Raw genomic sequence first — 25,207 nt, 5'->3', positions numbered from 1 at the left:
GAGGATGTGCTATGAAAGCGATGATCGTGATCATGCTGATGTTGGTGTTTGCAGCTTGTGGCAGCTCTGGGAGTAAGAAAGCCGAGGAGACTGCCATTGACCCAGCCCTACAGAAGAAAATGTCCGCGCCGCGGCTGCAGTACAAGGATGATCTGTTCGAGATGAAGCTGAATATTGCCAAAACAACCTTCGGCAAGGATGAGCCCATCGTCTATTCGGCCAGCTTGACCTATATCGGTGAAGGTGATTCCATCACGATTTGGGGCGGCCATATCTATATTGGATTTTCAATTACGGATGGGAAGAAGTTCAATATGGAAGGCGTCAACACGAGCGAATTAGTAGCAACCAAGCTTGTGAAAGGTCAGACGACCGAGTATCCATTCATCAAAAGCGGCGGCTATAGTACGGATGATCCCGATGCCGACTTCTGGCGCGGTTTCTATGCAGAGAAGGAGCTGCGACTTCCGCCCGGCACCTATCTTATCTCGGCGGTATGTAGTTTCTCGCTTACAGAGGAAGTCGTGGACAGTCATTACAACGGCGAGGTATATACGACTATAACTGTGGAGTAGATTGAAGATTTAGTGGAAGTTATGACAAGTTGGCGGAAACGAAAATAAATACATCCGCAGGCTGTAATGATACATTTAACATGTAAGCACTACAGGTTACGGGGGTATCGGAATGGCCATTCATCGTGCAACACGCGGAAGTTTATCCAACTTGCAGCTGGAGCAGTACAATCGGGACGGTTATCTGATTTTGGAGGACTTATTGAATGCAGAGGATATGGCAGCGCCGCGGCGGGCGATGTCTGATAAGGTATCCATTATTGCCGATGATTTGGTTGCGAATGGGCTGATTACGGACAAATTGGAGGACGAACCGTTTCAATATCGACTCGCGAAGCTGTTTGCCGGATTAACGGATAAGGATTTTCTCAAATTCGGACGCGGGTGGAGAGATCGGCTCGAGGGCTACTACCATCTCTTGAGCAATCCCAAGATCATCGATGCCGTAGAGTCGCTGATCGGCGATGAAATCTTCGCAAGCCCGGTCTATAATGTGCGACCTAAAGTGCCTCGCGTGGCGGCCGGTGCGGTGCCATGGCATCAAGACAAATCCTACTGGCCGGATTCCAATGCGAATCCCGTCATTACCGTCTGGATTTCGTTCGTAGATGCTACACTCGAGAACGGTTGTCTCCATATTAAGCCGCGCACCCAAAACGCGAAGCTGCTGGAATGGCACTCGGAAACGTACAGCGGCACAGGCTACACCGCGCTGCACGAGAATCAGCTCGGTTCTCGCAAAACGGTCGCGCTGCCGGTGAAAGCAGGCACGGCCATCTTGTTCAACGATCGGCTGCTTCATATGTCGACGCCGAACAATTCCGATCATGTCCGCTGGAGCGTGGACCTGCGCTATCAGCCGACGGATCAAGATCCGATGCCGCAGCACGGCGCAGGGTTCCTAGCCAGAAGCAGCAAGTTCCCGGGGCGCGTGGCGACGCTGGAAGACTGGCTGGCCGAGCGGCCGGAGCATGAAGGCTAGACAGGACTGGAAATTCGCTTTACTTCTTAAAAGGCAGGCCATATGCGGCTTGCCTTTTTGGATTGAGCTATGGGGTTTAGTAACAAGTTGGTGGAAGAGAGGTATTGGTACCGCACATGAGCACGATTCGGTGAAAGTTGGCGGAAGAGAGGTACTGGTTACCGCACATGAGCACGATTTGGCGCAAGTTGGTGGAAGAGAGGTACTGGTTAGTTTTTAGTGTAAAAAAGGAAAATGCTGCCGGTTTGCGAAATAGGTAACAGGAGAAAGCAGGTGCTACGTGAACCATTTCGGTGAGGCTAGGAAGCAGGAAACGGAATACCACGAAGTGTTTTATCGGGAGACGGAGCTGTTTACACCCGGAACTTGGCTGGCCAAGCCGGTTAAAACAGTCATGAATTTACTGCAGGATTTCACCCAAGGTGAGCCAATTCATGTACTTGATCTGGGCTGCGGCGTGGGGCGGAACAGCATTCCGATTGCGCAGGTCGTTAAGCCAGCAGGGGGTTCGGTCGTATGCGTCGATTTGCTCCCCATTGCCACTCAGAAGCTGGAGCAGTATGCCAATCAATATGAAGTACAAAGTGTTATCCAGCCTGTGGTGGCGGATGTCGAGCATTATGAGATCGCGCAGCATGCTTACGACTACATTGTCGCTTGTTCTTGCCTGGAGCATGTTTCGAATCTCGCTGCCTTTCAAGCTGTTGTGAAGCGGATGATCCGCGGAACCAGAGAGCAGGGAATCAACTGTATCCTGATTAACACGGAAGTCGTGGAATACGATATGGAGCTGGATGAGCAACGCCCCGGTGTAATCGAGCTGCCTCTAAAGACGGATGAAACGATCCATCTCTTGAAAGAACTTTACCGGGATTGGGATATTCGCATCGTGAGGGTTATCCCCCAGTGCATCGCCGAGAAGAAGAATGGCCGAGCAATTGAGTTTAGGGGCAATTGGCTTACTTTTGCCGCGCAGCAACGAATCTCACATTCGGAGGACAACCAACTTTGAACATAAGAGGTATTATTCTAGAGGGTTACTCTAACGCTGGCAAAACCTCACTGCTGCGAGCGATCAAGAAGCTTCAGGCGCAGGATGAAACGGCAGAAAATAGCGTCATCGTCCTCGGCGAGCATTATTCGCAGGTGCTGAACTACGTCCAAGGATCGTACGAGAAGCTGTCTCGAGAGGATCATCTGAAGCTGTTACGAAGCAGAGTCGACATGGTAAAACAGTTAAACGATTGGGCGGTTTATCTGGGGCCTCATGCTCGGAGGTCGAGAGGGTTATTTTATGTGCTGGAGCGGTTCCACTTGAATCATCGGGTTGCTTTTGCAGAGGCGGATGCCAGTGAGATTACTAGACTTGAAGAGGATTTGGCAGCACTTGGCGCGACATGCGTGCTGCTTACGATTTCGCCGGAGGTGACGGAAGAACGGATCAAGAGCCGAGTTCCGTCGGAATGGATTAATAAGTCCGAAGTTGAAGTCAGACAAGCTTGCCAAGAGCTGTTGGAAACGCAGGAAAAGTGCCGCATTCATGCGCAACGCTCTAAAGTGCCTACGATGGAATTAAACACAGATAAGAAGAACTGGGATGAGCTTGCTAAGCTTATTCTGGATCACATCTAAGCACGAACACTATCAACCCTGTTTAAGGAAGGTGCATAATGGAAAATAAAACTTACATGAAGCTCGGCGCGATCTTTATGATCACAGGTGCCGCTATCTATACCATTGAACGCTGCGTGAAGATGATTGCATACGCAGTGGCGACCTCTAACAGCGCAAATATGGATTTGTATGCGAATAATCTTGGTGGCGTCGGCTTGTTTTTCGGCAATTTCTTCGTCTGGTTCTTCTTATTCATCGGCTTTGTACTGCTGGCATTCGGATTTCCCACAAGAAAATAAGAGGAGGCGTCAGTATGTCCGAACAATCCACGGAAGAGCGGTTAAGGGCCTTAAATATTGAGCTGCCAAGCGCGAGCGAGCCAGCCGCCAAATATGCAAATTGTGTGATCGTGAACGGGCTCCTGTTTGTATCGGGCAAAGGGCCGACCGGCAACCCGAAGGGGAAGCTGGGCATTGATTATACGACGGAGGAAGGTTATCGCTTCGCCAGACTGGCGGGTCTTGAAGTGTTGGCCGTGTTGAAAGATACGTTGGGCTCGCTCGATCGCGTGAAGCGGGTCGTGAAAATCCAAGGCTTCGTAAATGCGGGACCCGATTTCGAAGAGCATCACAAAGTGCTCAATGGCTACTCTGATCTGCTGCTTGAAGTGTTCGGCGAGAGTAAAGGGAACCACGCAAGGTCGGTGCTGGGGGCAGTATCGCTGAGGAATAACCTGCCTATAGTTGTGGATTCGATTTTTGAAGTTGAGGCCACTTCATGAGCAGACCTCAATTAGTGCTTGATGTCGGAGGCGTGCTGCTGACGAATTTCACGCCGGAATTCTGGGAAGAGGTGGCGGCGGATCGTGCAACGGTTTCCTTCGACACACTGCGAACCGCATTCAAACGAGACATTCGTGAAGACTTATGGACTGGGCGGATCGAGGAAGGCGCATTCTGGGAGTGGCTGGGTCAGCAGGATGCGGGGCTCGATGTACATCTCGCACGAGCAGGCATGGCCAAACATCTGAAGCAGCTTCCTGCCTTCCATCGTATTCCGGCGTGGAGTGAATTCGCAGATATTCATCTACTGAGTAACCATCGGCATGAGTGGATTGCCCCGCTGCTTGAACCCATTCGCAGCCATATAGCGAGCGTGACCATATCGAGTGAAGCGGGATGCTGCAAGCCGGATCTCTCTATTTATCGGATGGTGAGGTCTCGCATGCAGCAAGCGGCGGCCAATATCTTGTTCGTTGACGATGCGGAGCGGAACTTGAGGGCAGCACGAGAGCTGGAGTGGGAAACACTCTTGGCGGATCGAGATGGTGCATGGGTGGAGCAGGTGGAAGCGAGATTACGTGCTGTCATCTAATGAGTTAATTGTGAAGCTGAGAGTCACCATTCCGGACTCTCAGCAGCTGATTCAATCGAAAGTGAAACTGAGCGTACATAAACCGCACTCTCAACCTCCAAACCACCTCCAAATCAACCACTTCATCTGCTGAGAATCACCAATTTGAACTCTCAGTACCTAATTCAATTGAAAATCAAGCTGAGAGTACGAAACTCGTACTCTCAGCTTCCAAACTCCCCCTCAATTAACCGCTTCGCAATGTGCGAGGGATCACCTGTCGCGCGGCTCGCAGATGACGTGTAAGGAGTACAACACATTCGCTAATTTCTAGTCTAAAATGACGTATGACGTGTACATCGTACAATTCATACGTTTCTTTCTAATGAATATAGTTGGTGATTCGTATTTCAAATGCATGTTATACACGTTAACTACTGTTTCCCCTTAAAAGCTTCGGTTTGTCGTGTAGTTAGTACAACTCGCCAATCAATTTAAATCGGCTTCCTCCTCAGCATTTCCTTATAGATTCTCCCAGATTATCCAGAGATGCTGCCTGTAAAGCAACATTCTATACCGGATAGACACCTTACCTCTTGAATATCCTATCGTTTATAGCATAATAGAGGCAAACCCCAGTAGCAGCTTACTAACCGAATAGGAGACTCCTCTATGAAATGGCTGACCTCGCATCTGCTAGATCCCATTCGCTCCAGGTTGTTTTACAAGATGCTCATCATCTATTCGCTGCTTACCTTAATTCCGCTAATTATCGTCAGTTCCACCTTCTACATTCGCTCCAGTCATCTCATCGAGAAGAAAGCCACCGAAGAAGCGCAGCAAGGACTGTCCGGCTCCGCCGAGAAGTTCGACGAAGTGCTTTATGCCGTTAAGAGCCAACTGCTGCCCATCAGCGAAAATGTACTCCTCCAAGCCATGTTCCGCAATGTCAAGAAAGGCCAAGTCAACGCGAGCTTAAACGCATCCGTCTCGGAGCTGCTGCAGTCGGAGCTGGCTACAGCGAAGCTTAAGATCGGCGATTTTGTCGGCGACTTGTATGTGCTTGGCATCAGTAATAAGGTGCTGTACAGCACCGATGCCAAGAAGCGGCTGCTCTATGCACAAGCATTCTGGGAGATGCCGTTTGAATTCGACCGTATGCCGGAATGGGCATTCTTTAACGACGATAAACGTATGGCCTGCGTGGTCAAAATCTTCGATGAAGGCCAGCGCCCCTCCGCCGATTCCGAGATCGGCCGTCTGATCATTACGCTTGATGCCGCCAAGGTGCGTTCGTTGTTCGTGGATTACGACCCCGGAACCTTTTATATTACGAATGCAGATAATCAGATCATGACAGCCTCCGAGCAAAATCAAATCGGACATCTGCTCGACAGCCGCAAGCTGCAGAGCGAGCTGGTCATTCAACAGAAATCGCGTTACTCCGAATTTCAATATGTCCTGCTCGCGAACCCCGGAACCGGCGGGCTTGTGCAGAAGCAGGCGCTGTTCTCCATAGGCGTAACCGTTGCCGCATGGTTCGCAATTACGATTGTGACCTACGTCATCCTGCGTAGAATTACGATCCCCATCCAACGTTTAACGCGGTTAATGCGCGCAGCGGAGCGGGAGGAATATCAGCTCATCAGCGGCATCACCACGACGGACGAAATCGCGATGCTCTGTAACGGCTTTAACAGCCTGGTGCAGCGGACTAGCCATCTAATTGAGACCAACTATAAGAACGAGCTGCTGGTTCGCGAAGCCGAGCTGAAGGCCATTCGCATGTACATCAATCCTCATTTCCTCTACAACACGATGGAATACATCAGCATCATGTCCTACTCCCCGGAGAAGGCAAAGCATATTCCGCAGATGGTGCAGCATTTATCCGGTATTTTCCGATTCTCGATTACGCCCGGCAATCAGTTCGTCGAGCTCGGTACCGAGATGGAGTTTGTGCGCAAATATCTCGAAATCCACCGTTACCGCTATGGGGAACGCCTATCCTACACGATCGACCTGCCTGATATGTATCGCAAAATCGCCGTCCCTAAACTTCTTCTCCAGCCATTGGTAGAGAATGCCGTCGTTCACGGCATCGACCGGCTGCCCGAGGGAGGCTCGATCTCCATCACCGTGAAGGAAGAGCAATATGAGCTGGTTATCGAGATTGAGAACAGCTCGCTTGGCAGCGGAGTATTGCTGGAGACAGCCGCGGGCAGCAGCGATTCCTTGCTGAAGCATCCGAAGGGACTTGGGACCGGCTTAGATAATGTGAATGCCAGACTGCGGCTTCATTACGGAAACACCTACGGAATTACCTTGCTTCACCTTGAAGGAACAACAATGGCGAGGGTGCTAATGCCCATACAGATTTTGCAGGATAACGAGGAGGGCTAAGCACATGCGAATTATGATAGTGGATGATGAACGTGAGATTCGCGAATTTCTGGCGGGGATGGAAGGCTGGGCCTCGATTGGCTGCGAGGTGGCTTGGACGGCGGCTAATGGGGAAGAAGCGCTCGGCATGCTGAGCACGTGCACCACTCTTCCGGATGTCATTATTACGGATATTCGGATGCCGGTTATGGATGGTATCACGTTTGCGGAGCATGTACGCAGGCGGTATGCCGATATGCCGATTATTTTTCTCACCGCCTATCATGAGTTCAACTATGCGAGGCAAGCGGTGAAGCTGGGCGTATCGGATTTCATGACGAAACCCTTCCTGCCGGAGGAGCTGATCCGCACGGTCGAATCGCTGCGTGAGCATGAGCCAATGCTGGCGGGCTGGCGTGAGCATGATCAGTTCTTCGAGCTGCTGGCAGACGAGCAGCAATCAGCGGCATATAAGCAGCAGTGGCTGCAATTAAGCGGCTTGCAGGATGGCGAATTCATTCTGCTGTATGCCGAGCTTGATACGCCGCGCGACTCGGATAACGAACATTTCCCGTTTGCGGCGGCACATCTGCGCGGGCAAATCGAGACAGCCGCCGGAGGCATCGGCTTGCAGGGTTGGACCGCTTCATCTGCGAGCGGAATTTATTTGTTCGTGCCGCTAAGCCAGCAATCCGGCCTAAGCGCCGGCCGCGAGCCGTTAATGGCCTTCGCCAAGGAGATCGCATCGGCCAGCGGATCTCGCGCTATGTCATTGTCGGTTGGCATCAGCCAGACCTTCGTCACTTTTTGCCGTCTCCCCGAGGCGCTGCGCCAAGTGAAGAAATGCATGGAGTACCGCATGCTGCTCGGCAAAAACTCCGTTATTGCTTACGACGCGATGGAATCGTTCCTGACGGAGAAGGAGAAGGAAACCGATGCATCGCTTAGTCGGATTGCGGATGCACTGCGCAGCAACGATCCCGAGGGGATCCGCACACTCTTGAAGGATTCTTACCGCAGCATGCTCTCAGTCGGCGCAAGCAAGAAGGATATGCAGCATTATGCGCTGCATTTAATAGAGAAAGCAGAAGCAGCGCTGGCTGATCTCGGCATTCGTCCTTCGCACGGCATGTCCGTCGACATCCGCGAGAAGCTGATTAAAGCCGTGCTGCTGACTGACATTATGAAAGAGCTGGAGCGTCAGCTCATTGCCTATCAAGTCTTCATGCAGCAGGAGCTGCAGGATTCGCCGCTAAAGGTGATCTCGGACGTGAAGCAGATTATTCGCGAACGGTTCGCGGAGGACCTGACGCTGCAGGCCGTGGCCAATAAGCTGAATGTCAATTATTCATACTTGAGCAGGCTGATCAAGAAGGAGACCGGCCATAATTTTACCGATATGCTGTGGGATTACCGGATCGAGGCGGCCAAGACGAAGCTGCTGCGCGAGGATCTCAAAACCTATGAGGTTGCCTATGCGGTAGGTTTTAAGGATACGGCTCATTTTAGCTTCATGTTCAAGAAGAAGGTCGGTCTCTCACCGAGTGCTTATCGCGCGCATGTCAGGGGCGGACAAGGTCTCGTGGAAGAATAAGAAAGCAAATCCAGCATAGAAACGGTAAAATGCAGCTATCCTCTGGGCGTCATGTAAGCGCTACACTTAACTTGTGAGATAAGAGATGAATGCTGCATGTTCGATCTTTGGATCGTACATGCAAACCAATCATCATAACAGACGAAAAGAGGGTGTTGTAGCAATGAAGCTCAAAGGACTATCAGCGCTGGCGGGTGTGCTGCTTCTGACAACGGTCATGTCAGCTTGCGGAAATTCAAACAACAACGAGGGCAATACTGCGAAGAACAACAGTAGCACAACTACCGATACCACTACGAATACGGCTGCCACGAATGATACTAGTACGAACGAAGCGGCTACCAATGAAGCGGCTGCACCGGCAACGAATGACAAGGAGTTCACGATTCGCGTTGGCGCTTGGTTCCTTGACGATCGCCCGCATATGGTCGCTTTCAAGAAATCCGTTGAAGAGGGATACGCGAAGCTATATCCAAAAGCGAAGATTCAATGGGATGTCGTGCTAGGCGCGACTTACTTCGACAAGCTGAAAGCACAATTCGCATCGGGCTCCGCACCGGATGTCGTGTTCTACCAAGGGGTGGATTTTGCAAAATCCGGCAACTTGCTTGACCTCTCCGCAGAGCCATGGGTTCCGCGTCTGAACGACGGCGGCCAGAAGGATTTCCAAACCCACGCAGATGGCAAAACATTCGGCGTACCAATGGGTCTATCGATTGGCGGCGGCGTTTGGTATAACAAGAAGATTTTCTCCGACCTTAGCATCAATCCTCCAAAAACAACGCAAGAGCTGTTCGACGCCGCCGAGAAAATCAAAGGCGCCGGCAAAACGCCGATTACGCTCGGCTTCAAGGATCAGTGGACGGCGCAGCTCTTCTTCACGAACTGGATGAGCTCCTACCAGCTGGCCGACCCTGCGCTTGGCAAGAAAATTTACGATGGCGAAGTGAAGCTGAACGAAGATCCGCTCATTCAGAAGGTGTACACCAACTTCGAAACGATGAAATCCAAAGGTTATTTCAACAAAAACGCGATCAGCATCGACTGGCCGCAATCCGGTCAAATGTTCGCTTCCGGCGAAGCGGCCATGATTGTTCAAGGTCCTTGGATGCCTGGCGCGAATGTCGATAACATCACCAAAGGCGGTTTTGAACCATTCGATATCGGCTACTTCCCGCTTGCGAATGACGAAGGCAAAGTAGCTATGGGCCTCGGAAGCAACGAAGCGCTCGGTATTAATGCGAAGACTGAACTGATGCAGGAATCCAAAGACTTGATTAACCTCATGACGACGCAGGATATCATCAGCCCGTTCATGAAAGGTGACGGCGCCCTTACTTCCTTCACCGATGTAACTGTGAAATACGACGATCCGGCAATGGATGCGGTTCAAGAAGCGGTTGCGAACAGCACGGTTGTCACATCGAACATTACAAGCTACATCCCGACCAGCGCGACAACGAACATGCTTGATCTGCTCACGAAGGTTGTATCCGGTATCAAATTCAACCCGGATGATCTGAAAGCGGCGCAAAGCAGCTTCGAGAAAGACAAAGCGACGGTAACACCACCGGCAGAATAAGCAATAGGCGCTCCTAAACACGCAGTATCATCCACAGTATGATAAACACGTTCAGCCGTAAGGCTGGACGTGTTTTACAAAGTCCAACTTGAGTAGGTGAAGTTTTATGAGCTTGAATCGCAAGCAATACTGGATCGCCTGTTTGTTTCTCGTGCCGGCGCTTGCCATCTTCGGCATGTTTTTCTACTATCCGTTTCTACAGAGTATTTACTACTCTTTCACCGAGTGGAATGGGATTAAAGCGCCGCGTTATATCGGTATCGACAATTACAAGTATTTGTTTCAGGACGTGCAAATGCTTGATGGCATGAAGAATACGCTCAAAATGGTGCTGTTTGGCCTCGTTGTACAAAATCCGCTGGCTCTCCTGCTGGCCTTGCTGCTCAATCGAAAATTCCGGACGCGCGGCTTTCTGCGTACCTCTTTCTATTTGCCGGTCATCATCAGTCTCGTTGTGACCTCGGTCGTATGGGGGGAGCTGCTAAAGTATGACGGCTTTATCAACGGCATTCTGGAGCCGATCATCGGAGAGGCGAATGTGCAGGATTGGCTCGGCACGGTGTACACGTCGTTCCCGACGATTATTTTGCTGACGCAGTGGCAGGCGATTGGGTATTGCGCTTTGATTTATCTCGCCGGACTGCAGGCGATTCCGACCGATATTTATGAGGCTGCGGATATCGAGGGTGCGAAGGGTTTTGCCCTGTTTCGCATGGTGACCTTCCCGATGCTGATGCCGTCCGTGACGATCGTGCTGTTTTTGACCATTGTAGGTGCGCTTCGTCTGTTCGATCTGCCTTTCCTGCTTACGAATGGCGGTCCGGGTTCGTCTTCGTACACGCTGTTTCTCGCTGTTTATAATTCGGCCTTCAAGAACCAGAGCTATGGCTACGCGACGGCTGCGGGTATCGTGCTGGCGGTCTTCATTATCATCGTAACCATCGTTCAGCTCAGTATCACGCGGCGCAGGGAGGTCGAGCTATAACATGGGACTGAATCGGAGACCTTCGATTGTGCTTGAGGTGCTGCTGTTCATAGCAGCATTATGCTTCTTGTTCCCGGTGTTCTTCCTGGTGCAGATGAGCTTCAAGGAGCCGCGTTATTTCTTCAAACCTTACGAGCTGCCGCACAGCTTCTATCTGGACTATTACAAATCGGCCTTCACCGATATGGCGTTCTTCCGCGGGTTGTCCAATACGCTGCTGATTACAGCGGGCGCGCTTGGGCTCACCATTCTGGTGGCTTCAATGGCGGGGTATGTGCTGTCGCGCAGGCAGGAGAAGCTGTTTCGCTTCGCCTATATCTTCTTCCTCTCCGGCATGGTGATTCCGGCGGTGGGGTCGCTCATTCCGCTCTTCACGATGGCGGTGGATATCCATCTGATGAATACGCGGACGTTGCTCGTGCTGATCTATACGGCGGGATTCATTCCCTTCGCGTCGTTTCTGTATGCGGCGTTCACGAAGTCGATTCCGCGGGAGCTTGAGGAGTCGGCCAGCTTAGACGGCTGCGGGCCGCTGCGGCTGTATTGGCGGATTATTTTCCCGCTGCTGCTGCCCGCGACGGGGACGTTTATCGTGACGAATGTGTACGGGGTCTGGAATGATTTTCTGACCCCGCTCATCTTCCTCAACCAACCGGAAAAAATGACCCTCATGCCGCAAATCGTCCAATTCATGTTCAACAAACAATCCGTCAACTACGGCCCCGTGTTCGCCGTCAGCGTGCTGGCCATGCTGCCGCTCGTCGTACTGTTCGCGTTCACGCAGAAGTACATGCTCCGCGGCTTAACCGCAGGCGCGGTGAAGGGATAGGGGCAGCTCTGCGGTGGATGCAGCTGTGCTAGCTGCGTATGCGCTAATCGCGTGAAAGAGTAGCTCTAGGGATAACACATCGGCGGGAAAGCAGCATATTCGGTGAAAGAGTGGCTCTAGGGAGAGGTACAAATGACCGCTCATTGGCAAGCAGAGCAAGAAGCGAACCAGGTTAGCTACATGGGCGAGAATGGGCCAGTTTGGGAGCAAGAAGCGAACCAGGGTAGCTACATTAGCAAGAGTGAGCTCAATTCGGAGCAAGAAGCGAACCAGGATGGCTACAGTAGCAGAGCAGCTGAGAATTTACTTAGATAGAGGCGTGTCGCGAGAGCAGCTAGTATATTCGCAGGAGGCGATAATTAGTGATGGCAGAGCATAACCAACCGTACGAAGTAGCGGTGTACTATTTTCCGCAGTGGCATCCGGATCCGAAGAATGAGGCGGCCAAAGGCGAAGGCTGGACGGAGTGGCCGTCGCTTCGGGTGGCAAAGCCGGTATTCGAGGGGCATGAGCAGCCGAAGGTGCCGCTCTGGGGCGAGCTTGACGAGTCCGACCCTGCCGTGTCGGAGAAGCAGATTGATGCGGCCGCGGATCATGGCATCACTTCGTTCATCTATGACTGGTACTGGGATATGGGCGGCGGCGAAGGGCCGTTCCTGCACCGTGCGCTGGAGGATGGATTCCTGCAGGCGCCTAATCGCGACCGGCTGCGTTTCGGCATCATGTGGGCGAATCACAATGAGGTGTCGCGCGAGCGGTTCGATGCGATGACCGACTATTTAATCATCCGATATTTTAATGAGCCTAATTTTCTGAAGATCGAAGGTAAACTCTATTTCTCCATCTACGAGTGCCATACCTTGATCAAAGGGCTAGGCGGCATCGCGCAAACTAGAGACGCCCTGCAGTCCTTTCGGGAGAAGACGCGAGAAGCCGGCTGCGGCGAGCTCCATCTCAATCTGGTGGAGTGGGGGCTGAACGAGCTCAATCGCGAGATCATCGGACCCGATACGAATGAGCTGATTCGGACGCTAAGCATTGATAGTGTGACTTCCTACGTTTGGATTCACCATGTGGAGCCGGCCTCGTTCCCGGATTCTCCCTACGCAGATTGTGCGGCAGAAGCAGTCGCCAAGTGGCCGAAGTTCCGCGATGCTTTCGAGGTTCCATACTACCCCAATTCGACGATGGGCTGGGATCCCTCGCCGCGCTGCAGACAAGATATTCCACTCGTACGCGGGGAATATCCATATACGCCGATCCTAACCGGCAATACCCCGGATGCCTTCGAGGCGAATCTGCAAGAGGTGAAAGACTATCTCGACCAGTCCAACCTCGCCACGCGCATGTTCACCATCTATGCATGGAACGAGTGGACCGAAGGCGGCTACCTGGAACCGGATACGATTCATGGCATGAAATACTTAGAAGCAATTCGCAATGTGTTCGGCACATAATGCATATAAACCTCTGATGGTTTCCATCAGAGGTTTTATCATTTAACCTTCATCATTTGACCATCAAGTAAAAGAATGCTATCTTATGTTCAGACTTATTAATCAAGAAAAGTTGATATACAAATCCATCCCATATTATATTCCAACAAAAAGGTGATTCCAATGAAGAAAGAGTTACCCGTAAATCCGTTCATTTTACCGACTATTTCATTTAGTGACTACGAGCAGAAATTCAAAGCGCTGGCCGATCAGAAACGGCTGCAAATCTTATTCGAACTCTGTCAGCGCGGCAATACATGCGTGTGTGATTTGACCGAGATCGTGGATATGCCGCAATCCAAGCTTTCCTATCACCTTAAGATCTTATTGGATGTTAACTTGATTACAAAAGAAACAAAAGGCACATGGAGCTATTACGAGCTTAATCCGACTGAAATCGGAGCACTTCTTTCCGAGCAGTTATGCTGCATTTTCAGACCTAGAGATCAGAATTCAACCTGCTGTTAATTTTTATGAACAATTAATCAAAAATAATTGATTTAATGATCTTCGGAGGAAATCATGCTCGTTATTGCAATCCTTATCTTTCTTATCACACTTACCTTTGTCATCTGGCAGCCTCGGGGACTGAATATAGGTTGGTCAGCAAGCGGCGGCGCGATTCTTGCGCTGATTTGTGGAGTGGTCGATTGGGGTGACGTCGTTACCGTCACGGGAATCGTGTGGAATGCCACGCTTGCTTTTGTCGCAATCATCTTGATCTCACTTATTCTCGACGAGCTCGGCTTCTTTGAGTGGGCAGCGCTTCATATGGCTCGGCTCGCTAAAGGCAATGGCAAGCTTATGTTTGTCTATGTTGTTCTCCTTGGTGCCGCCGTCGCGGCATTCTTTGCCAATGACGGTGCCGCGCTCATTCTGACACCGATTGTTCTTGCCATGGTGCGAGCGCTCAAATTTGATCAGAAGATGATCTTGCCGTTCATCGTAGCGAGTGGATTTATCGCAGATACGACCTCGCTTCCGTTTGTGGTGAGTAACCTTGTTAATATTGTATCTGCTGATTATTTTGGCATCGGCTTCGTAGAGTACGCCACTCGGATGATCATTCCGAATCTGTTCGCGCTGCTGGCGAGCTTGGTGGTATTGATTCTATTCTTCCGCAAGAGCATGCCCGGCAGCTACGATGTAACGCAGCTCAGAAAACCAGCCGATGCGATCAAAGACAAAAAGCTGTTTAAGCTTTCATGGGTTATCTTAGCAGGGTTACTGATTGCATACTTCGTAAGTCCGATCATTCACGTTCCGGTTTCCGTCATTGCGGGAGTCGTTGCTGTTTTGTTTATGCTCGCCGCACGCCGCAGTCCAGTCGTCCCTACCTGGCAGCTTGTTAAAGGTGCCCCGTGGACGGTCGTGATTTTCTCCATTGGAATGTATGTAGTCGTCTACGGACTTCGTAACGTTGGATTAACCGATGAACTAGGCAGTATCATTCAAGCGATTGCAGCAAAAGGACTATATAGCTCCACAATCGGCATGGGTTTCCTTGCGGCGATATTGTCTTCGATGATGAACAACATGCCGACCGTGATGATTAACGCGCTTGCCATAGATGGAACCGCCACGCAAGGCGTAATCCGTGAGTCTCTGGTGTATGCCAACGTCATCGGCAGTGATCTGGGTCCGAAGATTACGCCGATCGGATCACTCGCGACCTTGTTGTGGCTGCACGTGCTATCCCGCAAGGGCATTAAGATCACATGGGGCAATTATTTCAAAACAGGTATCGTGCTTACGGTTCCGACGCTCTTCATCACGCTGACAGGATTGTACCTCTGGCTTCGAACAATAACAGGATAAGGGAGACTATTAACGATGAATAATAAACCGCTCGTTTACTTTTTGTGTACAGGGAACTCATGCAGAAGCCAAATCGCACACGGCTATCTAGAGGCGCTTGGCGGCGATAAATACGAGGTGAAAAGCGCAGGTCTTGAAGCACATGGCTTGAATCCGCGTGCCGTACAAATCATGAAGGAAGCGGGAATCGACATATCGCATCATACGTCGGATGTCATTGATCCCGAGATCTTAGCAGCTGCGGATTACATCATTACCCTTTGCGGTCACGCAAACGATAACTGCCCGGTTGTGCACAATGATAAAGCCGAAAGATGTCATTGGGGTTTCGATGATCCGGCGAAAGCGACAGGTACGGATGAGGAAGTCATGGAGAAATTCAGAGAAGTACGCGGTTCGATAAGAGAGCGAATGGAGAAATTTGTGAGAGATGGCATGTAGCCCTTATGAAATCGGAGTTCCATTCGTCCCCACGGTGGCGTATACTCTTTTTTAACATTTGTGATTGGGGGGCAGGGCCATGTCTACGCAAAATAAATCCGATCGAGGCGAGCTCAAGCGAATTCTCCGCGAACTGGGGCATGAGGAGCTCGTGGAAGTGTTGTCCGAGCGGATGTCCGGCTCGGACCTGAGCACGCTGCTGCTTGAAGTGTTCAGACAGCGCACGGCGAAGCGGCAGCCAAGCGAGCTGCTGCGCAGCTACAAGGAGAACCGCTTCGTGAAGCCCGCGGTCGTCGATCCGCTTGCACTGAAGCAGCTGGAGCTCGATCTGCTGCGTATTGCGCAGCAGCAAGCTTATGCTCCGGTGCAGCTGTCGCCCGTTGCGCCGCTAGGATCCTGTTCCATCGTTGCGCCGGCCGATCAGAACAAAATCATCTCCGCCCTCCGAGGCACTGAGGTCGTCGCGGATGTCACGAACCTGCTCGCGCTCCATATCGCGGACGGCCTCAAGTCCGGAGACCTGAGCAACGCACCGGAGATGCTGCGCTACTGCACGACCCATCGCCATGTACGGGCACAGAAATTCCCGAATGTACCGGGATTTCTGCCGCATTTTGGCCTCTATGCAATGGTAACGTCTGGGAAGGATAACGGCTCCTACTCCTTCGAGAAACAGGCGGTCTGGGAGCATATCGCCGTGTACCGCGAGATGTTCCGAGCACCATTCGGAGGAGCGGAGATCGAAATCATCCTGAACGCTCGTCCGGGCTATACGGATTCGGAAGGGCTGAACAGCCGCCTCATTCAACATATCCGAGAGCAAGCGCCGGAGCTGGTGGTCACCGTCAACAGTGAGCCATCGGACAACGCCTACTACAAAGGGCTTCAATTCACGATCAAAACAACGATAAACGATAAAGTGCATTACATTGGCGACGGCGGTTTCGTCGATTGGACGCAGCAGCTAATGGGCAGCAAGAAAGAACGCATGCTGATCAGCGCCATCGGACTCGACCGATTGCTGCTTCCATAACAACGCAAAAAGACCCTGAGCACACAGTGCCTCAGGTTCTTTCAATTTATGCTTTAGCAGCAAGCGGTGCAAAAGCGCCGCGGTACGCTGCAATGATTTCGTCTTCCCAAGTCTCGTTATCGGAGTTCGGAATGCGATTCTCTTGCTTCATCACTTCGAACACTTGGCGCATCCCTTCTTCCAGGGAAACGGTCGGGATAAACTCAGGCACATCGCGCATCAGCTTCTCGCAGCTGTAGTAGTCGTTGTGCATGAAAATCTCTTCGCAAATGCCGAAACGGCCGGCATCGAAGGATTTGAGCGTTTGCAGCGGTACGCCTACCAGCTCAACCTCTCTGCCAAGCACCTTCATAGCCAGTTTATGCTGCTGCTCCCAAGTCGTAAAGCCGCGCGGTACCACGTTATACGTTTGGCCTAGACAGTGCTTCTTGCCGAGTACGCCTGCGAATGCTTTGGCAGCATCGTCGACATGCAGGAAGGAGTGAGGCGCTTTGCCATCGCCGCAAATGAGAATCGGTTTGCCTTTGAGGATACGATCAATCCAAGAGAAGTCCCATGCCACTTGGCGAAGAACGCCGCTTTGCGGACCATAGGTCGTCGAAGGCTTCAGAATCGTAACCGGGAAACCATCGCGGTAGTAAGCTTCCATCAGCGCCGTATCGGCATCCACTTTACCTTGGCCGTAGCCGCTGATCGGACGCAGCTGGTGATCCTCGGTAACAGGCATCCACTCATACTCCACGCCATACGTACATACCGTCGAGCATTGAACAAATTGCTGCACGCCGCGGAAGGCGCGAATGCTGCTCTCCGCATCCTCACGATTAAAGCTGATCATATCGATAGCGGCATCGAACTTCTCCTGCTGCATCGTTTGCTCGAATTTCTCGCGATCTTGGCGATCTCCGTTGATGATGCGGACGCCGGCAGGCAGGTCGACACTGCTTTGGCCGCGGTTATAACAAGTTACTTCGTGGCCTTGTGCGACCAGAAGACGAACAATGCTTGTACTGATATTGCCGGTACCGCCTAGGATAACAACTCTCATGTGGAAACATCCTCACTCTCTCGTCTTTAATCCTGTGAAGCAAAAGCAAAACCTCCTGCTAATAGTACCACAGGAGGCAGCTCGAATGGCAATCCTAATCTGGCCAGAGATTGCAAAAATGACAGCGCTACCGTCCCCGAACGGCGGCGACCGCAAGCTCGCGCAGCGACTGCCAGGCTGCTGCGCGCTGAGCCAGAGCGGCCATTACTCCGTCGATGTCCGCGATCAAAGCGTGCAGCTCCTCGCCGGAGGCGGTCTCATCCGCCAAGTGGCTTGGCAATGGCAGCGCGGACAGAAGAAGCCGCGCTTCTTCGCGAGCCGCAGCAGCCGCTATTGCTTTGCCGCTCGTTGCAGTGGCAGCTGTGGCTGCACCGCCCGCTGCCGAAGCAGCTTCGCCAGCCGCAGCTGCGAACAAATCGCCGCCGCCGAGTACAGCGGCCGTCGGCATCGCCCCGCTTGCGGCAAGCGCTAACGCCGCCGCAGCCAGCGCTTCCGCTTCGGCCGCAGCCTCCGCCGCGCGCCGCGCTCGCTCGGCTTTCGCCTCGGCGGCGAGCTCGGCCTTCTCCGCCGCAAGCTCGGCTGCGCGTTCGCGCTCCGCCTTGTTCTGCTGCACAGTGGACCACGTCTGCAGCAGCTCATGTCCGTTCTTGTAGAGCAGCTTGTCCTTCGTGCCGGACGAAATTTCCTTGTCCTTGAACAGCTTGGCGATCTTCTTCACATCGCTGACAGGCAGCGCGTCGCGGGCGATAATGAGCGCGAGCGGATCACGATGCTCAATCGGAAGATCCTTAATCGGCAGCAGCTGGTCTTCGGTAAGCTTGCCCTCCCGAATTTCCGTGCCGCTGACTATCAGCTTCCGGACGGAGTTGCCGAACTTCAGCAGCTCGCATTTGTTCTTGATATAACTCTCGGGCTTGCCGAGCTTGCCGGCGAGATACTTGATCGAGCTGTTGAATTTGGACTCGTTCATCAGCTTATGGAACGCTTCGGCTTCCTCGATGGGCGAGAAGCCCTCCCGCGTCAAATTCTCCGCGATCTGCTCCAAATAAATTTCCATTTCATCTGTCACGGTCGACACGATGCACGGGATGGTTTCTTTGCCGAGCATCTTGCTGGCTTTGTAGCGTCTGTTGCCATAAATAATTTTGTAACGCCCGCCTGGGGTCGTACGCACTTTAATCGGGGAGAGCAGGCCAATCTCCTCAATGCTCTTCATTAGCTCCTGAAGCGCTTCTTCATCGAACTGATAGCGCGGCTGGTCGGTATCCTCATCGATCAGATGAGTCGCAATTTGAATGATATCCATATGATTTCTCCTATCTTCACAGTAAGAGTCCCCCGTATTATATACCAGGAACCATTCTGTGAAAAAGAGTTCACGCGGATTCGCGAGAAATCCACTAGGGAAATCCGCGAATCGCTCGGCATAAAACGGAAATCGTTTGTCTATGTGCATGGCTATGATGAAACCAACATCTTAGCCTGTTTTTTGCGTCCGTAGTGCTGCTTTACACCATTTCCCTAAATTGGTTAATGAACTGGGATGTGATACGATGTAGACATTCTTTGTTTATTGTTCAATCAAGCTAAGAGGAGGTTATTCAAGTTGTCTTATCTATCGATTAGCACATGGAGTTTGCACCGGCTGCTGGGGCCGCTTCGGTTTACGACGTGGAACGCAGCAACCGGGCAGCATGAGCAAAATGTTCAGGAACAGCCGCAAGCATTGACCCTGCTGGAGCTCCCAGCCGAGCTGGCGAGAAGAGGGTACCATGCAGCAGAAGTATGCCACTTTCACTTTCCATCGACAGACCCTGATTATTTAGCACAGCTGCGGGAAGCATTCAGCGCTGCAGCATTGTCCTTCGATACGCTGCTGCTTGATTATGGCGACCTCACCTCCGAAGACGAAGAGAAGCGTGCAGCCGACATTCGTTTCATGCGGGAGTGGATTGATATCGCATCGCTGGCAGGCGCGAAGCAGATTCGCATCATTGCCGGAGAAGCGCAGCCGGATCAGGAAGAAGCGATCCGCAAGTCAGCGGATGGCCTTATCGAGCTTGGTCGTTATGCCTCTGAGAAAGGTGTGCGTGTTGTATCGGAGAACTTTAAGGCGCTCACTTCAACGGGTACATCGAGCGTCAAACTGCTTGAGAGCATCGGCGACGCGGCTGATTTCATTACAGACTTCGGCAATTTCGCGTTTCCAACCAAATATGCAGAGTTTACGATGACTTTGCCTCGCAGCGTATCCGTTCATGCCAAAGCGCAGTATGACGGTGACGGATATCCCGATCGAGAAGAATTTCTGAAATGCTTAGAAACCGTGCGTGCGGCCGAGTTTAACGGCGCAATCGTACTTATTTATGATGGTCCCGGCGACATGTGGGCAGGGCTTGATCGGATTAAAGATATTGTAGCGGAATATTTATAGAGAAGAGGTGATTGAAATGTCCTTTGTCATTGATGCCGGAGCCCAAATTGGAAAGGTCCATTTGCGAGTCAGCGATTTGGAGCGTTCGCTTGCGTTCTACCGTGAAGTTGTAGGGCTGCAGGTTCTCTCTCAAGGAGAAGGTACAGCGGAGCTAGGTGCACAGGACAGTTCTGCACCTCTGCTGCATCTGCGAGAAATCCCGAATGCCGTGCCGCGTCCGCGCCGATCAGGAGCGGGTCTGTATCACTACGCATTGCTGGTGCCGGACCGTAAGTCACTCGGCCTTTCGCTGCGCAACCTCGTTGCAAGCGGCATCCACATCGGGCAGGCTGATCACTTCGTAAGCGAAGCGTTATATATTGCAGATCCCGACAACAACGGGATCGAAATCTACCGAGACCGACCTCGCGAAGAGTGGGAGCGCGACGAGAAGGGGCAGTATGTGATGGGCCTCGATCCGATCGACTGGGAAGGCTTGCTGGCTGAAGCCGGAGATGCACCGTGGAGTGGACTGCCTGCCGGCACGACAGTGGGACACATTCATCTTCATGTCTCTGAACTGCCGACTACGGAACATTTCTACCACGATGTGCTCGGCTTCGAGCTTGTCGCTCAAATGGCGGATTCTGCGCTCTTCATCTCAGCAGGCGGCTATCACCACCACATCGGACTCAATGTGTGGGCAGGCATCGGTGCAGAGCTTACACCGGAGAACGCGCCGGGACTCGATTATTATGAAATCGTGCTTCCAAACGAAACCGCGCAAATGGCGCTCTTCGCTCGTTTGCAGGCTGCAAGTGTACCTCTGCAAACCGACCGCGGAACGGTCATTGTACGCGACCCGTCCGGCATTGAGATTCGGCTGATTGTAGAATCGCAAGCGCCGCGTTAATTGAATGGTTGTGACGCAAAGCCTCTATTATCCATCGACCTGGAAGAGGCTTTTTTGCTGAGTAAAATGTGTGATAAATGCAAAATTTGGATATGTGCGACGATCATCGATTTGCTTGATTTATCTAGGCTTACATCGCTTAGTTGTGTACACAGATTTGTGTGGAGATATGCAATTACTGGTAAGAGGGAGGAGCTGTTTCATGGCAAGTCAGCGAGGGTTGCTGGTGACGTATATCCGCAACAATTGGTATATCTACGCATCCGGCATTTCGTTTTCCATTGCGGCGAATGTATTTCAGGCTTATTTTCCGAAAGTGCTCGGCAATTTCACGGACCAACTTCAGCAAGGTGGGCTTACCAAAGACGCAGTCTGGGATTCCAGCATGATCCTGCTCTTAATTGGCGTTGCCTATGGCGTACTTGGCGGTATCGGACAGTTTCATATTATGTATGTGGGCCGCAAATTCGAATGGTATACGCGCAGGCGGTTGTTCGGACATTTCACCACGCTTGGCGAGCAGTACTACTCGAAGAACGGCGTCGGTAAGCTGCTCAGTTACGTCATGAACGATGTAACGACTGTGCGGGAATCGATTGCGATGGGCGTCAATCAGACGGCGAATGCGGTGATGCTCATCATATCCGTTATCGTCATGATGATTCTGAGCGATATTCCGATTTATCTGATTCTGGTTTGTATATCGCCGCTGGTGCTCATTCCATGGGTAGTCGTGCGAATCGGACCTAACATTCGTAAGCGCTCTCTTGCCGTACAAGAGTCGCTTGGTGCGATGACGGAGTCCGCGGAAGAACAGTTCGGCGGCATTCGCGTGACGAAGAAATTCGCGGTAGAAGACATCATGAACGAGAAATTCGGCAAATCCGTTGACCGGATCATGGATAATCAGCTGAAGCTGGTGCGCATCTCGTCTTATTTTCAAGCACTCATCCCTTTTCTCGGGGCGCTATCCCTCATCATTACGCTGGCTTATGGCGGGTATTTGGCACTTGGCGGCACGATTACGCTCGGTAACTTCGTTGCCCTTACGCTCTATGTTCGCATGATGGTCAACCCGCTGCAGGCGATCGGGAATGTGATCAATACGATTCAACGTTCTCGCGCGTCCGTCGAGCGATTGAATGATCTGCTGAACAAGCAGCCTGAAATTAAAGAAGAGCCAACTGCGGTGGAGGTCGATTGGGAACGCGAGACGCTGTCGATCAACGACTTGTCCTTCGCGTATCCGGATTCGCCGGAAGAGGCGCTTAAGCATATTTCGCTTCAGGTTGCACCGGGCAAGACGATTGGCATCGTAGGGAAGACAGGTTCCGGCAAAACAACCCTTACCAAGCTGCTCCTTCGCGTGTACGATCCTCCACTCGGGGCCGTAACCGTCGGCGATCAGGATCTGCGCAGCTTAAAGCTTGAGAATTTGCGCGGCGGAATTGCTTATGTGCCGCAGGATGGGTTCCTGTTCAGTTCGACGATTCGGGATAATATTTCGTTCTACAAACGCAGCGCAGACCTTGCCTTGGTGGAGAAAGCAGCCCGGCATGCCAAGATTCACGAGAGCATTATGTCGTTTCCCGATGGCTTTGAGACGAAGCTGGGCGAGCGGGGCGTTACCCTCTCCGGCGGTCAGCGTCAGCGGACTGCGCTTGCACGCGGCATGATGATGGATGCGCCGATTCTCATTCTGGATGACAGCGTAAGCGCCGTGGATGCCGTTACGGAGACTGCAATTATTGATACGATTCGTAAGAAACGTCAGAACAAAACAACGATCATTATCGCTCACCGGATCAGCGCGCTTAAACATGCCGATGAAATTATCGTGCTGGACGAGGGCCGGATTGTGCAGCGGGGAACGCATGGGTCACTGCTTGCGCAGGGCGGCATCTATGCCATGCTCCATGCCATTCAGGAGGAGGGAAGCGGCGTTGGCTAAAATCATCAACAACGGGCAGATGGACGCGAGACTAGATAGTCCGGCTGCTCCCAGCAAAGAGAGTAACAAGGAAGCTTACAAGGGGCTTATCGCATATGCGAAGCCGTATCGATTGACCTTTCTGGCCGTGTTTGGCTGTATTATCGTGGCGATCGCCGCAGATTTGCTGCAGCCCTATCTGGTGAAGATTGCGATCGATGATCATTTGATGAAGGGCGATCGCAGCCCGAATACGCTTTTTCTCATTGCGGGCCTTTATCTTCTTCTTTCTGTTGCAGGATTTGTATTTAACTTCTTGCAAAATAATCTGCTTCAGAAGGCCGCACAAGGCATTGTTGCTGCCATTCGGAAGAAGCTGTTCCGTCATATCTCGAAGCAGTCGATGTCGTATTTCGACCGTGTGCCAAGCGGCAGTCTCATCACGCATGTGTCGAGCGATACGGAGTCGCTCAACCAGTTCTTCTCGCAGGTGCTGCTTAGCGTGCTGCGTGATGGCTTGACGCTGGTGTTCATTATCGCGTTAATGTTTCAGCTTGATGTGAGGATGACGCTCTACTGCCTTATTTTGCTGCCGATCATTGCACTGAATGCGATCGCATTCCGTTCCTATATGCACGCGACCTATCAGATGGCGAGAACCAATTTGTCGAGAATGGTTGCTTTTGTTGCAGAGAATTTGGCCGGCATGCGCATCATTCAAGTGTTTCATCAAGAGAGAGAACAGCAGAAGCAGTTCGATGAGAAGAACCGCCTCTACTTCCGCTCCAATCTGCGGGAGATTCGGACGAACGTGTTGTTTAACCGCTCTTTTGAAATTATGGGCAACTTGTCCGTTGCTTTCGTCACGTGGCTTGGCGGGAATGCGGTGCTGGGCGAAAGTCTTCCATTTGGCGTGCTCTTCGCGTTTATTACGTACATTCGTCAATTCTTCCAGCCGATCAATAATATCTCGCAGCAGTGGAATACGCTTCAATCCGCAACGGTATCGTTGAACCGGATTTGGGGAATATTCGGTACGGTGCCGGAAGTGCGGGATGCCGAGAACGTACGAAGCTTGGATGCTGCGGCTGTGAAAGGGAAGATTGATTTTGACGGCGTGAAGTTCGGCTACAAGGATGGCTTGCCGGTTATTCATCATCTGGATCTGCACGTGAAGCCGGGCGAAATGATCGGGATCGTCGGGACAACCGGCGCAGGCAAAAGCTCGCTCATCAGTCTGCTCTGCAGATTCTACGACGTGCAGGAAGGCCGCGTCACGATTGATGGCACCGATGTTCGCGATCTGCCGCAGGAGACGCTGCATCGGTTGATCGGCTTGGTGCAGCAGGAGCCTTATCTCTATTCCGGCAGCATCATCGATAACGTCCGTTTGTTTGACGAGACGATTACGAGGGAGCAAGTCATGGAGGCGTGCAGACTAGTAGGCGTGGATACGCTCATCGGACGGATGAAGGACGGCTACGATACACGTTTGTCTGAGCGGGGGAGCGGGCTGTCTGCCGGCGAGCGTCAATTGATTTCATTCGCGAGAATCATCGTGTTCAAGCCGAAGATTCTGATCCTAGACGAAGCGACGGCGAACTTGGATTCGCATTCCGAACAGCTCATTCAAGAGGCGCTGACGGTCGTCTCCCAAGGACGGACGACGCTGGTTATCGCGCATCGATTGTCTACCATTATGGGCGCGGACCGGATCCTCGTCATGAAACAAGGCGAGATCGTTGAGGAAGGCAACCATAGGGAGCTGCTCGCGCGCGGCGGTTATTACGAGGAGCTGTACCGGCATTCGCAAGGGCGGAAAGCGCAGCAGCTTGCCGCGGGAGCGGCTGGGGCAGCAACTGCAACAGCTGCTGGTGTGAAGAAGAGTTGCGGAGTGGGATAGCGGAGATAGCGGAGATAGAGCGGATAGAGCGGACAGAGCGGGTGAACTGGGCATAATCGGGGATAACTATGGGAGTTATCCCCGATAAGTTGAGTAAATGTGGATGGTTTGTGGATAAGGTTGTGGATAGAGTGGTGAAACTCGCCTAGGTGGTGCCGGGATTGTTTGAAGCGGACTACCCGTTCGTGGTTGCTCTTGGTCGCTTGAAGTAACGTGCTCTCGTTGCAACCTCAGCGAAATGAGCAGAAGAAGCGAACCAGGAAGTCTACATGGGAGCAAATTCAGCGAAACGAGCAGAAGAAGCGAACCAGGAAGT

At 52.0% G+C, this 25,207-nt stretch carries 24 protein-coding genes; 22 read left to right on the top strand and 2 right to left on the bottom strand.

Annotated features, from left to right (window positions below):
• The first annotated feature begins 11 nt into the window (after positions 1-11).
• The 18 genes from BLW29_RS24240 (at position 12) to BLW29_RS24150 (ending at position 16,684) form a co-directional block, all read left to right on the top strand.
• On the top strand, positions 12-575 hold the full coding sequence (locus tag BLW29_RS24240) for a hypothetical protein (protein WP_090984461.1): 564 nt from the start codon (positions 12-14) through the stop codon (positions 573-575).
• A gap of 112 nt (positions 576-687) precedes the next feature.
• Positions 688-1,557, top strand: a complete 870-nt coding sequence (locus BLW29_RS24235) for a phytanoyl-CoA dioxygenase family protein (protein WP_090984459.1) — start codon at positions 688-690, stop codon at positions 1,555-1,557.
• 280 nt (positions 1,558-1,837) lie between these two features.
• Positions 1,838-2,569 carry a class I SAM-dependent methyltransferase gene (locus BLW29_RS24225; protein ID WP_090984455.1) on the top strand — a complete coding sequence of 244 codons (732 nt, stop codon included), beginning with the start codon at positions 1,838-1,840 and terminating at the stop codon, positions 2,567-2,569.
• Positions 2,566-3,189, top strand: coding sequence for a hypothetical protein (locus BLW29_RS24220; RefSeq protein ID WP_090984453.1), 624 nt, complete (start codon positions 2,566-2,568; stop codon positions 3,187-3,189). The genes BLW29_RS24225 and BLW29_RS24220 overlap by 4 nt, the downstream gene beginning before the upstream one ends.
• Before the next feature lie 38 nt (positions 3,190-3,227).
• The gene (locus BLW29_RS24215; RefSeq protein ID WP_090984451.1) at positions 3,228-3,470 is read left to right on the top strand and encodes a hypothetical protein; all 243 of its coding nucleotides are present in this window, start codon (positions 3,228-3,230) and stop codon (positions 3,468-3,470) included.
• 14 nt (positions 3,471-3,484) lie between these two features.
• Complete coding sequence (locus tag BLW29_RS24210) at positions 3,485-3,952, top strand: RidA family protein (protein WP_090984449.1); 468 nt, start codon at positions 3,485-3,487, stop codon at positions 3,950-3,952.
• Entirely contained in the window at positions 3,949-4,545 is a 597-nt protein-coding gene (locus BLW29_RS24205) for an HAD-IA family hydrolase (RefSeq protein WP_090984448.1), read from the top strand. The genes BLW29_RS24210 and BLW29_RS24205 overlap by 4 nt, the downstream gene beginning before the upstream one ends.
• A 651-nt stretch (positions 4,546-5,196) precedes the next feature.
• Positions 5,197-6,927 carry a sensor histidine kinase gene (locus BLW29_RS24200; RefSeq protein ID WP_090984446.1) on the top strand — a complete coding sequence of 577 codons (1,731 nt, stop codon included), beginning with the start codon at positions 5,197-5,199 and terminating at the stop codon, positions 6,925-6,927.
• 4 nt (positions 6,928-6,931) lie between these two features.
• Positions 6,932-8,500 (top strand): response regulator transcription factor, encoded by a 1,569-nt coding sequence (locus tag BLW29_RS24195; protein WP_090984444.1) that lies wholly within the window; start codon positions 6,932-6,934, stop codon positions 8,498-8,500.
• Between the two features lie 163 nt (positions 8,501-8,663).
• Positions 8,664-10,082: an ABC transporter substrate-binding protein gene (locus tag BLW29_RS24190; protein ID WP_177186804.1), complete on the top strand. Its 1,419-nt coding sequence runs from the start codon at positions 8,664-8,666 to the stop codon at positions 10,080-10,082.
• Between the two features lie 106 nt (positions 10,083-10,188).
• Positions 10,189-11,067, top strand: coding sequence for a carbohydrate ABC transporter permease (locus tag BLW29_RS24185; protein ID WP_090984440.1), 879 nt, complete (start codon positions 10,189-10,191; stop codon positions 11,065-11,067).
• A 1-nt stretch (position 11,068) separates the two neighbouring features.
• On the top strand, positions 11,069-11,896 hold the full coding sequence (locus BLW29_RS24180) for a carbohydrate ABC transporter permease (RefSeq protein ID WP_090984438.1): 828 nt from the start codon (positions 11,069-11,071) through the stop codon (positions 11,894-11,896).
• Positions 11,897-12,028: 132 nt separating this feature from the next.
• The gene (locus BLW29_RS24175; protein ID WP_090984436.1) at positions 12,029-12,211 is read left to right on the top strand and encodes a hypothetical protein; all 183 of its coding nucleotides are present in this window, start codon (positions 12,029-12,031) and stop codon (positions 12,209-12,211) included.
• Between the two features lie 50 nt (positions 12,212-12,261).
• Complete coding sequence (locus BLW29_RS24170) at positions 12,262-13,353, top strand: glycoside hydrolase family 99-like domain-containing protein (RefSeq protein WP_090984434.1); 1,092 nt, start codon at positions 12,262-12,264, stop codon at positions 13,351-13,353.
• A gap of 162 nt (positions 13,354-13,515) precedes the next feature.
• Positions 13,516-13,860, top strand: a complete 345-nt coding sequence (locus tag BLW29_RS24165; RefSeq protein ID WP_090984432.1) for an ArsR/SmtB family transcription factor — start codon at positions 13,516-13,518, stop codon at positions 13,858-13,860.
• Between the two features lie 54 nt (positions 13,861-13,914).
• On the top strand, positions 13,915-15,210 hold the full coding sequence (locus tag BLW29_RS24160; protein ID WP_090984430.1) for an arsenic transporter: 1,296 nt from the start codon (positions 13,915-13,917) through the stop codon (positions 15,208-15,210).
• 15 nt (positions 15,211-15,225) lie between these two features.
• The gene (gene arsC / locus BLW29_RS24155; RefSeq protein ID WP_090984428.1) at positions 15,226-15,651 is read left to right on the top strand and encodes an arsenate reductase (thioredoxin); all 426 of its coding nucleotides are present in this window, start codon (positions 15,226-15,228) and stop codon (positions 15,649-15,651) included.
• Positions 15,652-15,730: 79 nt separating this feature from the next.
• Positions 15,731-16,684, top strand: a complete 954-nt coding sequence (locus BLW29_RS24150) for a hypothetical protein (protein WP_090984426.1) — start codon at positions 15,731-15,733, stop codon at positions 16,682-16,684.
• 46 nt (positions 16,685-16,730) lie between these two features.
• On the opposite strand, the gene BLW29_RS24145 is transcribed toward BLW29_RS24150, so the two are convergent.
• Positions 16,731-17,732: an NAD-dependent epimerase/dehydratase family protein gene (locus BLW29_RS24145; protein WP_090984425.1), complete on the bottom strand. Its 1,002-nt coding sequence runs from the start codon at positions 17,730-17,732 to the stop codon at positions 16,731-16,733.
• Between the two features lie 127 nt (positions 17,733-17,859).
• Positions 17,860-19,038 carry a ParB/RepB/Spo0J family partition protein gene (locus BLW29_RS24140; protein WP_090984423.1) on the bottom strand — a complete coding sequence of 393 codons (1,179 nt, stop codon included), beginning with the start codon at positions 19,036-19,038 and terminating at the stop codon, positions 17,860-17,862.
• Positions 19,039-19,338: 300 nt separating this feature from the next.
• Here BLW29_RS24140 and BLW29_RS24135 point away from each other — a divergent pair, with 300 nt between their 5' ends.
• The 4 genes from BLW29_RS24135 (at position 19,339) to BLW29_RS24120 (ending at position 24,891) form a co-directional block, all read left to right on the top strand.
• Positions 19,339-20,166, top strand: coding sequence for a sugar phosphate isomerase/epimerase family protein (locus tag BLW29_RS24135; RefSeq protein WP_090984421.1), 828 nt, complete (start codon positions 19,339-19,341; stop codon positions 20,164-20,166).
• A 16-nt stretch (positions 20,167-20,182) separates the two neighbouring features.
• Positions 20,183-21,058 (top strand): VOC family protein, encoded by an 876-nt coding sequence (locus BLW29_RS24130; protein ID WP_090984419.1) that lies wholly within the window; start codon positions 20,183-20,185, stop codon positions 21,056-21,058.
• 202 nt (positions 21,059-21,260) lie between these two features.
• Entirely contained in the window at positions 21,261-23,009 is a 1,749-nt protein-coding gene (locus BLW29_RS24125; RefSeq protein WP_090984416.1) for an ABC transporter ATP-binding protein, read from the top strand.
• Entirely contained in the window at positions 23,002-24,891 is a 1,890-nt protein-coding gene (locus tag BLW29_RS24120) for an ABC transporter ATP-binding protein (protein WP_371264784.1), read from the top strand. Before BLW29_RS24125 ends, BLW29_RS24120 begins: the two co-directional genes overlap by 8 nt.
• Positions 24,892-25,207: the final 316 nt, after the last annotated feature.

The organism is Paenibacillus sp. CF384, from assembly GCF_900106745.1.
Taxonomy (GTDB): Bacteria; Bacillota; Bacilli; order Paenibacillales; family Paenibacillaceae; genus Paenibacillus_Z.
Note: the sequence above shows the minus strand (reverse complement) of the source record. Positions and strands in the feature narration are given on the sequence as shown.

Excerpts from the sequence above, each read along its gene's own strand:
- BLW29_RS24160 (WP_090984430.1), top strand. The coding sequence starts at position 13,915 with ATGCTCGTTATTGCAATCCTTATCTTTCTTATCACACTTACCTTTGTC.
- BLW29_RS24140 (WP_090984423.1), bottom strand. The coding sequence starts at position 19,038 with ATGGATATCATTCAAATTGCGACTCATCTGATCGATGAGGATACCGAC.
- BLW29_RS24145 (WP_090984425.1), bottom strand. The coding sequence starts at position 17,732 with ATGAGAGTTGTTATCCTAGGCGGTACCGGCAATATCAGTACAAGCATT.
- BLW29_RS24200 (WP_090984446.1), top strand. The coding sequence starts at position 5,197 with ATGAAATGGCTGACCTCGCATCTGCTAGATCCCATTCGCTCCAGGTTG.
- arsC (WP_090984428.1), top strand. The coding sequence starts at position 15,226 with ATGAATAATAAACCGCTCGTTTACTTTTTGTGTACAGGGAACTCATGC.
- BLW29_RS24205 (WP_090984448.1), top strand. The coding sequence starts at position 3,949 with ATGAGCAGACCTCAATTAGTGCTTGATGTCGGAGGCGTGCTGCTGACG.
- BLW29_RS24210 (WP_090984449.1), top strand. The coding sequence starts at position 3,485 with ATGTCCGAACAATCCACGGAAGAGCGGTTAAGGGCCTTAAATATTGAG.
- BLW29_RS24185 (WP_090984440.1), top strand. The coding sequence starts at position 10,189 with ATGAGCTTGAATCGCAAGCAATACTGGATCGCCTGTTTGTTTCTCGTG.
- BLW29_RS24235 (WP_090984459.1), top strand. The coding sequence starts at position 688 with ATGGCCATTCATCGTGCAACACGCGGAAGTTTATCCAACTTGCAGCTG.
- BLW29_RS24165 (WP_090984432.1), top strand. The coding sequence starts at position 13,516 with ATGAAGAAAGAGTTACCCGTAAATCCGTTCATTTTACCGACTATTTCA.
- BLW29_RS24130 (WP_090984419.1), top strand. The coding sequence starts at position 20,183 with ATGTCCTTTGTCATTGATGCCGGAGCCCAAATTGGAAAGGTCCATTTG.
- BLW29_RS24180 (WP_090984438.1), top strand. The coding sequence starts at position 11,069 with ATGGGACTGAATCGGAGACCTTCGATTGTGCTTGAGGTGCTGCTGTTC.
- BLW29_RS24190 (WP_177186804.1), top strand. The coding sequence starts at position 8,664 with ATGAAGCTCAAAGGACTATCAGCGCTGGCGGGTGTGCTGCTTCTGACA.
- BLW29_RS24215 (WP_090984451.1), top strand. The coding sequence starts at position 3,228 with ATGGAAAATAAAACTTACATGAAGCTCGGCGCGATCTTTATGATCACA.
- BLW29_RS24240 (WP_090984461.1), top strand. The coding sequence starts at position 12 with ATGAAAGCGATGATCGTGATCATGCTGATGTTGGTGTTTGCAGCTTGT.
- BLW29_RS24125 (WP_090984416.1), top strand. The coding sequence starts at position 21,261 with ATGGCAAGTCAGCGAGGGTTGCTGGTGACGTATATCCGCAACAATTGG.
- BLW29_RS24170 (WP_090984434.1), top strand. The coding sequence starts at position 12,262 with ATGGCAGAGCATAACCAACCGTACGAAGTAGCGGTGTACTATTTTCCG.
- BLW29_RS24150 (WP_090984426.1), top strand. The coding sequence starts at position 15,731 with ATGTCTACGCAAAATAAATCCGATCGAGGCGAGCTCAAGCGAATTCTC.
- BLW29_RS24195 (WP_090984444.1), top strand. The coding sequence starts at position 6,932 with ATGCGAATTATGATAGTGGATGATGAACGTGAGATTCGCGAATTTCTG.
- BLW29_RS24175 (WP_090984436.1), top strand. The coding sequence starts at position 12,029 with ATGACCGCTCATTGGCAAGCAGAGCAAGAAGCGAACCAGGTTAGCTAC.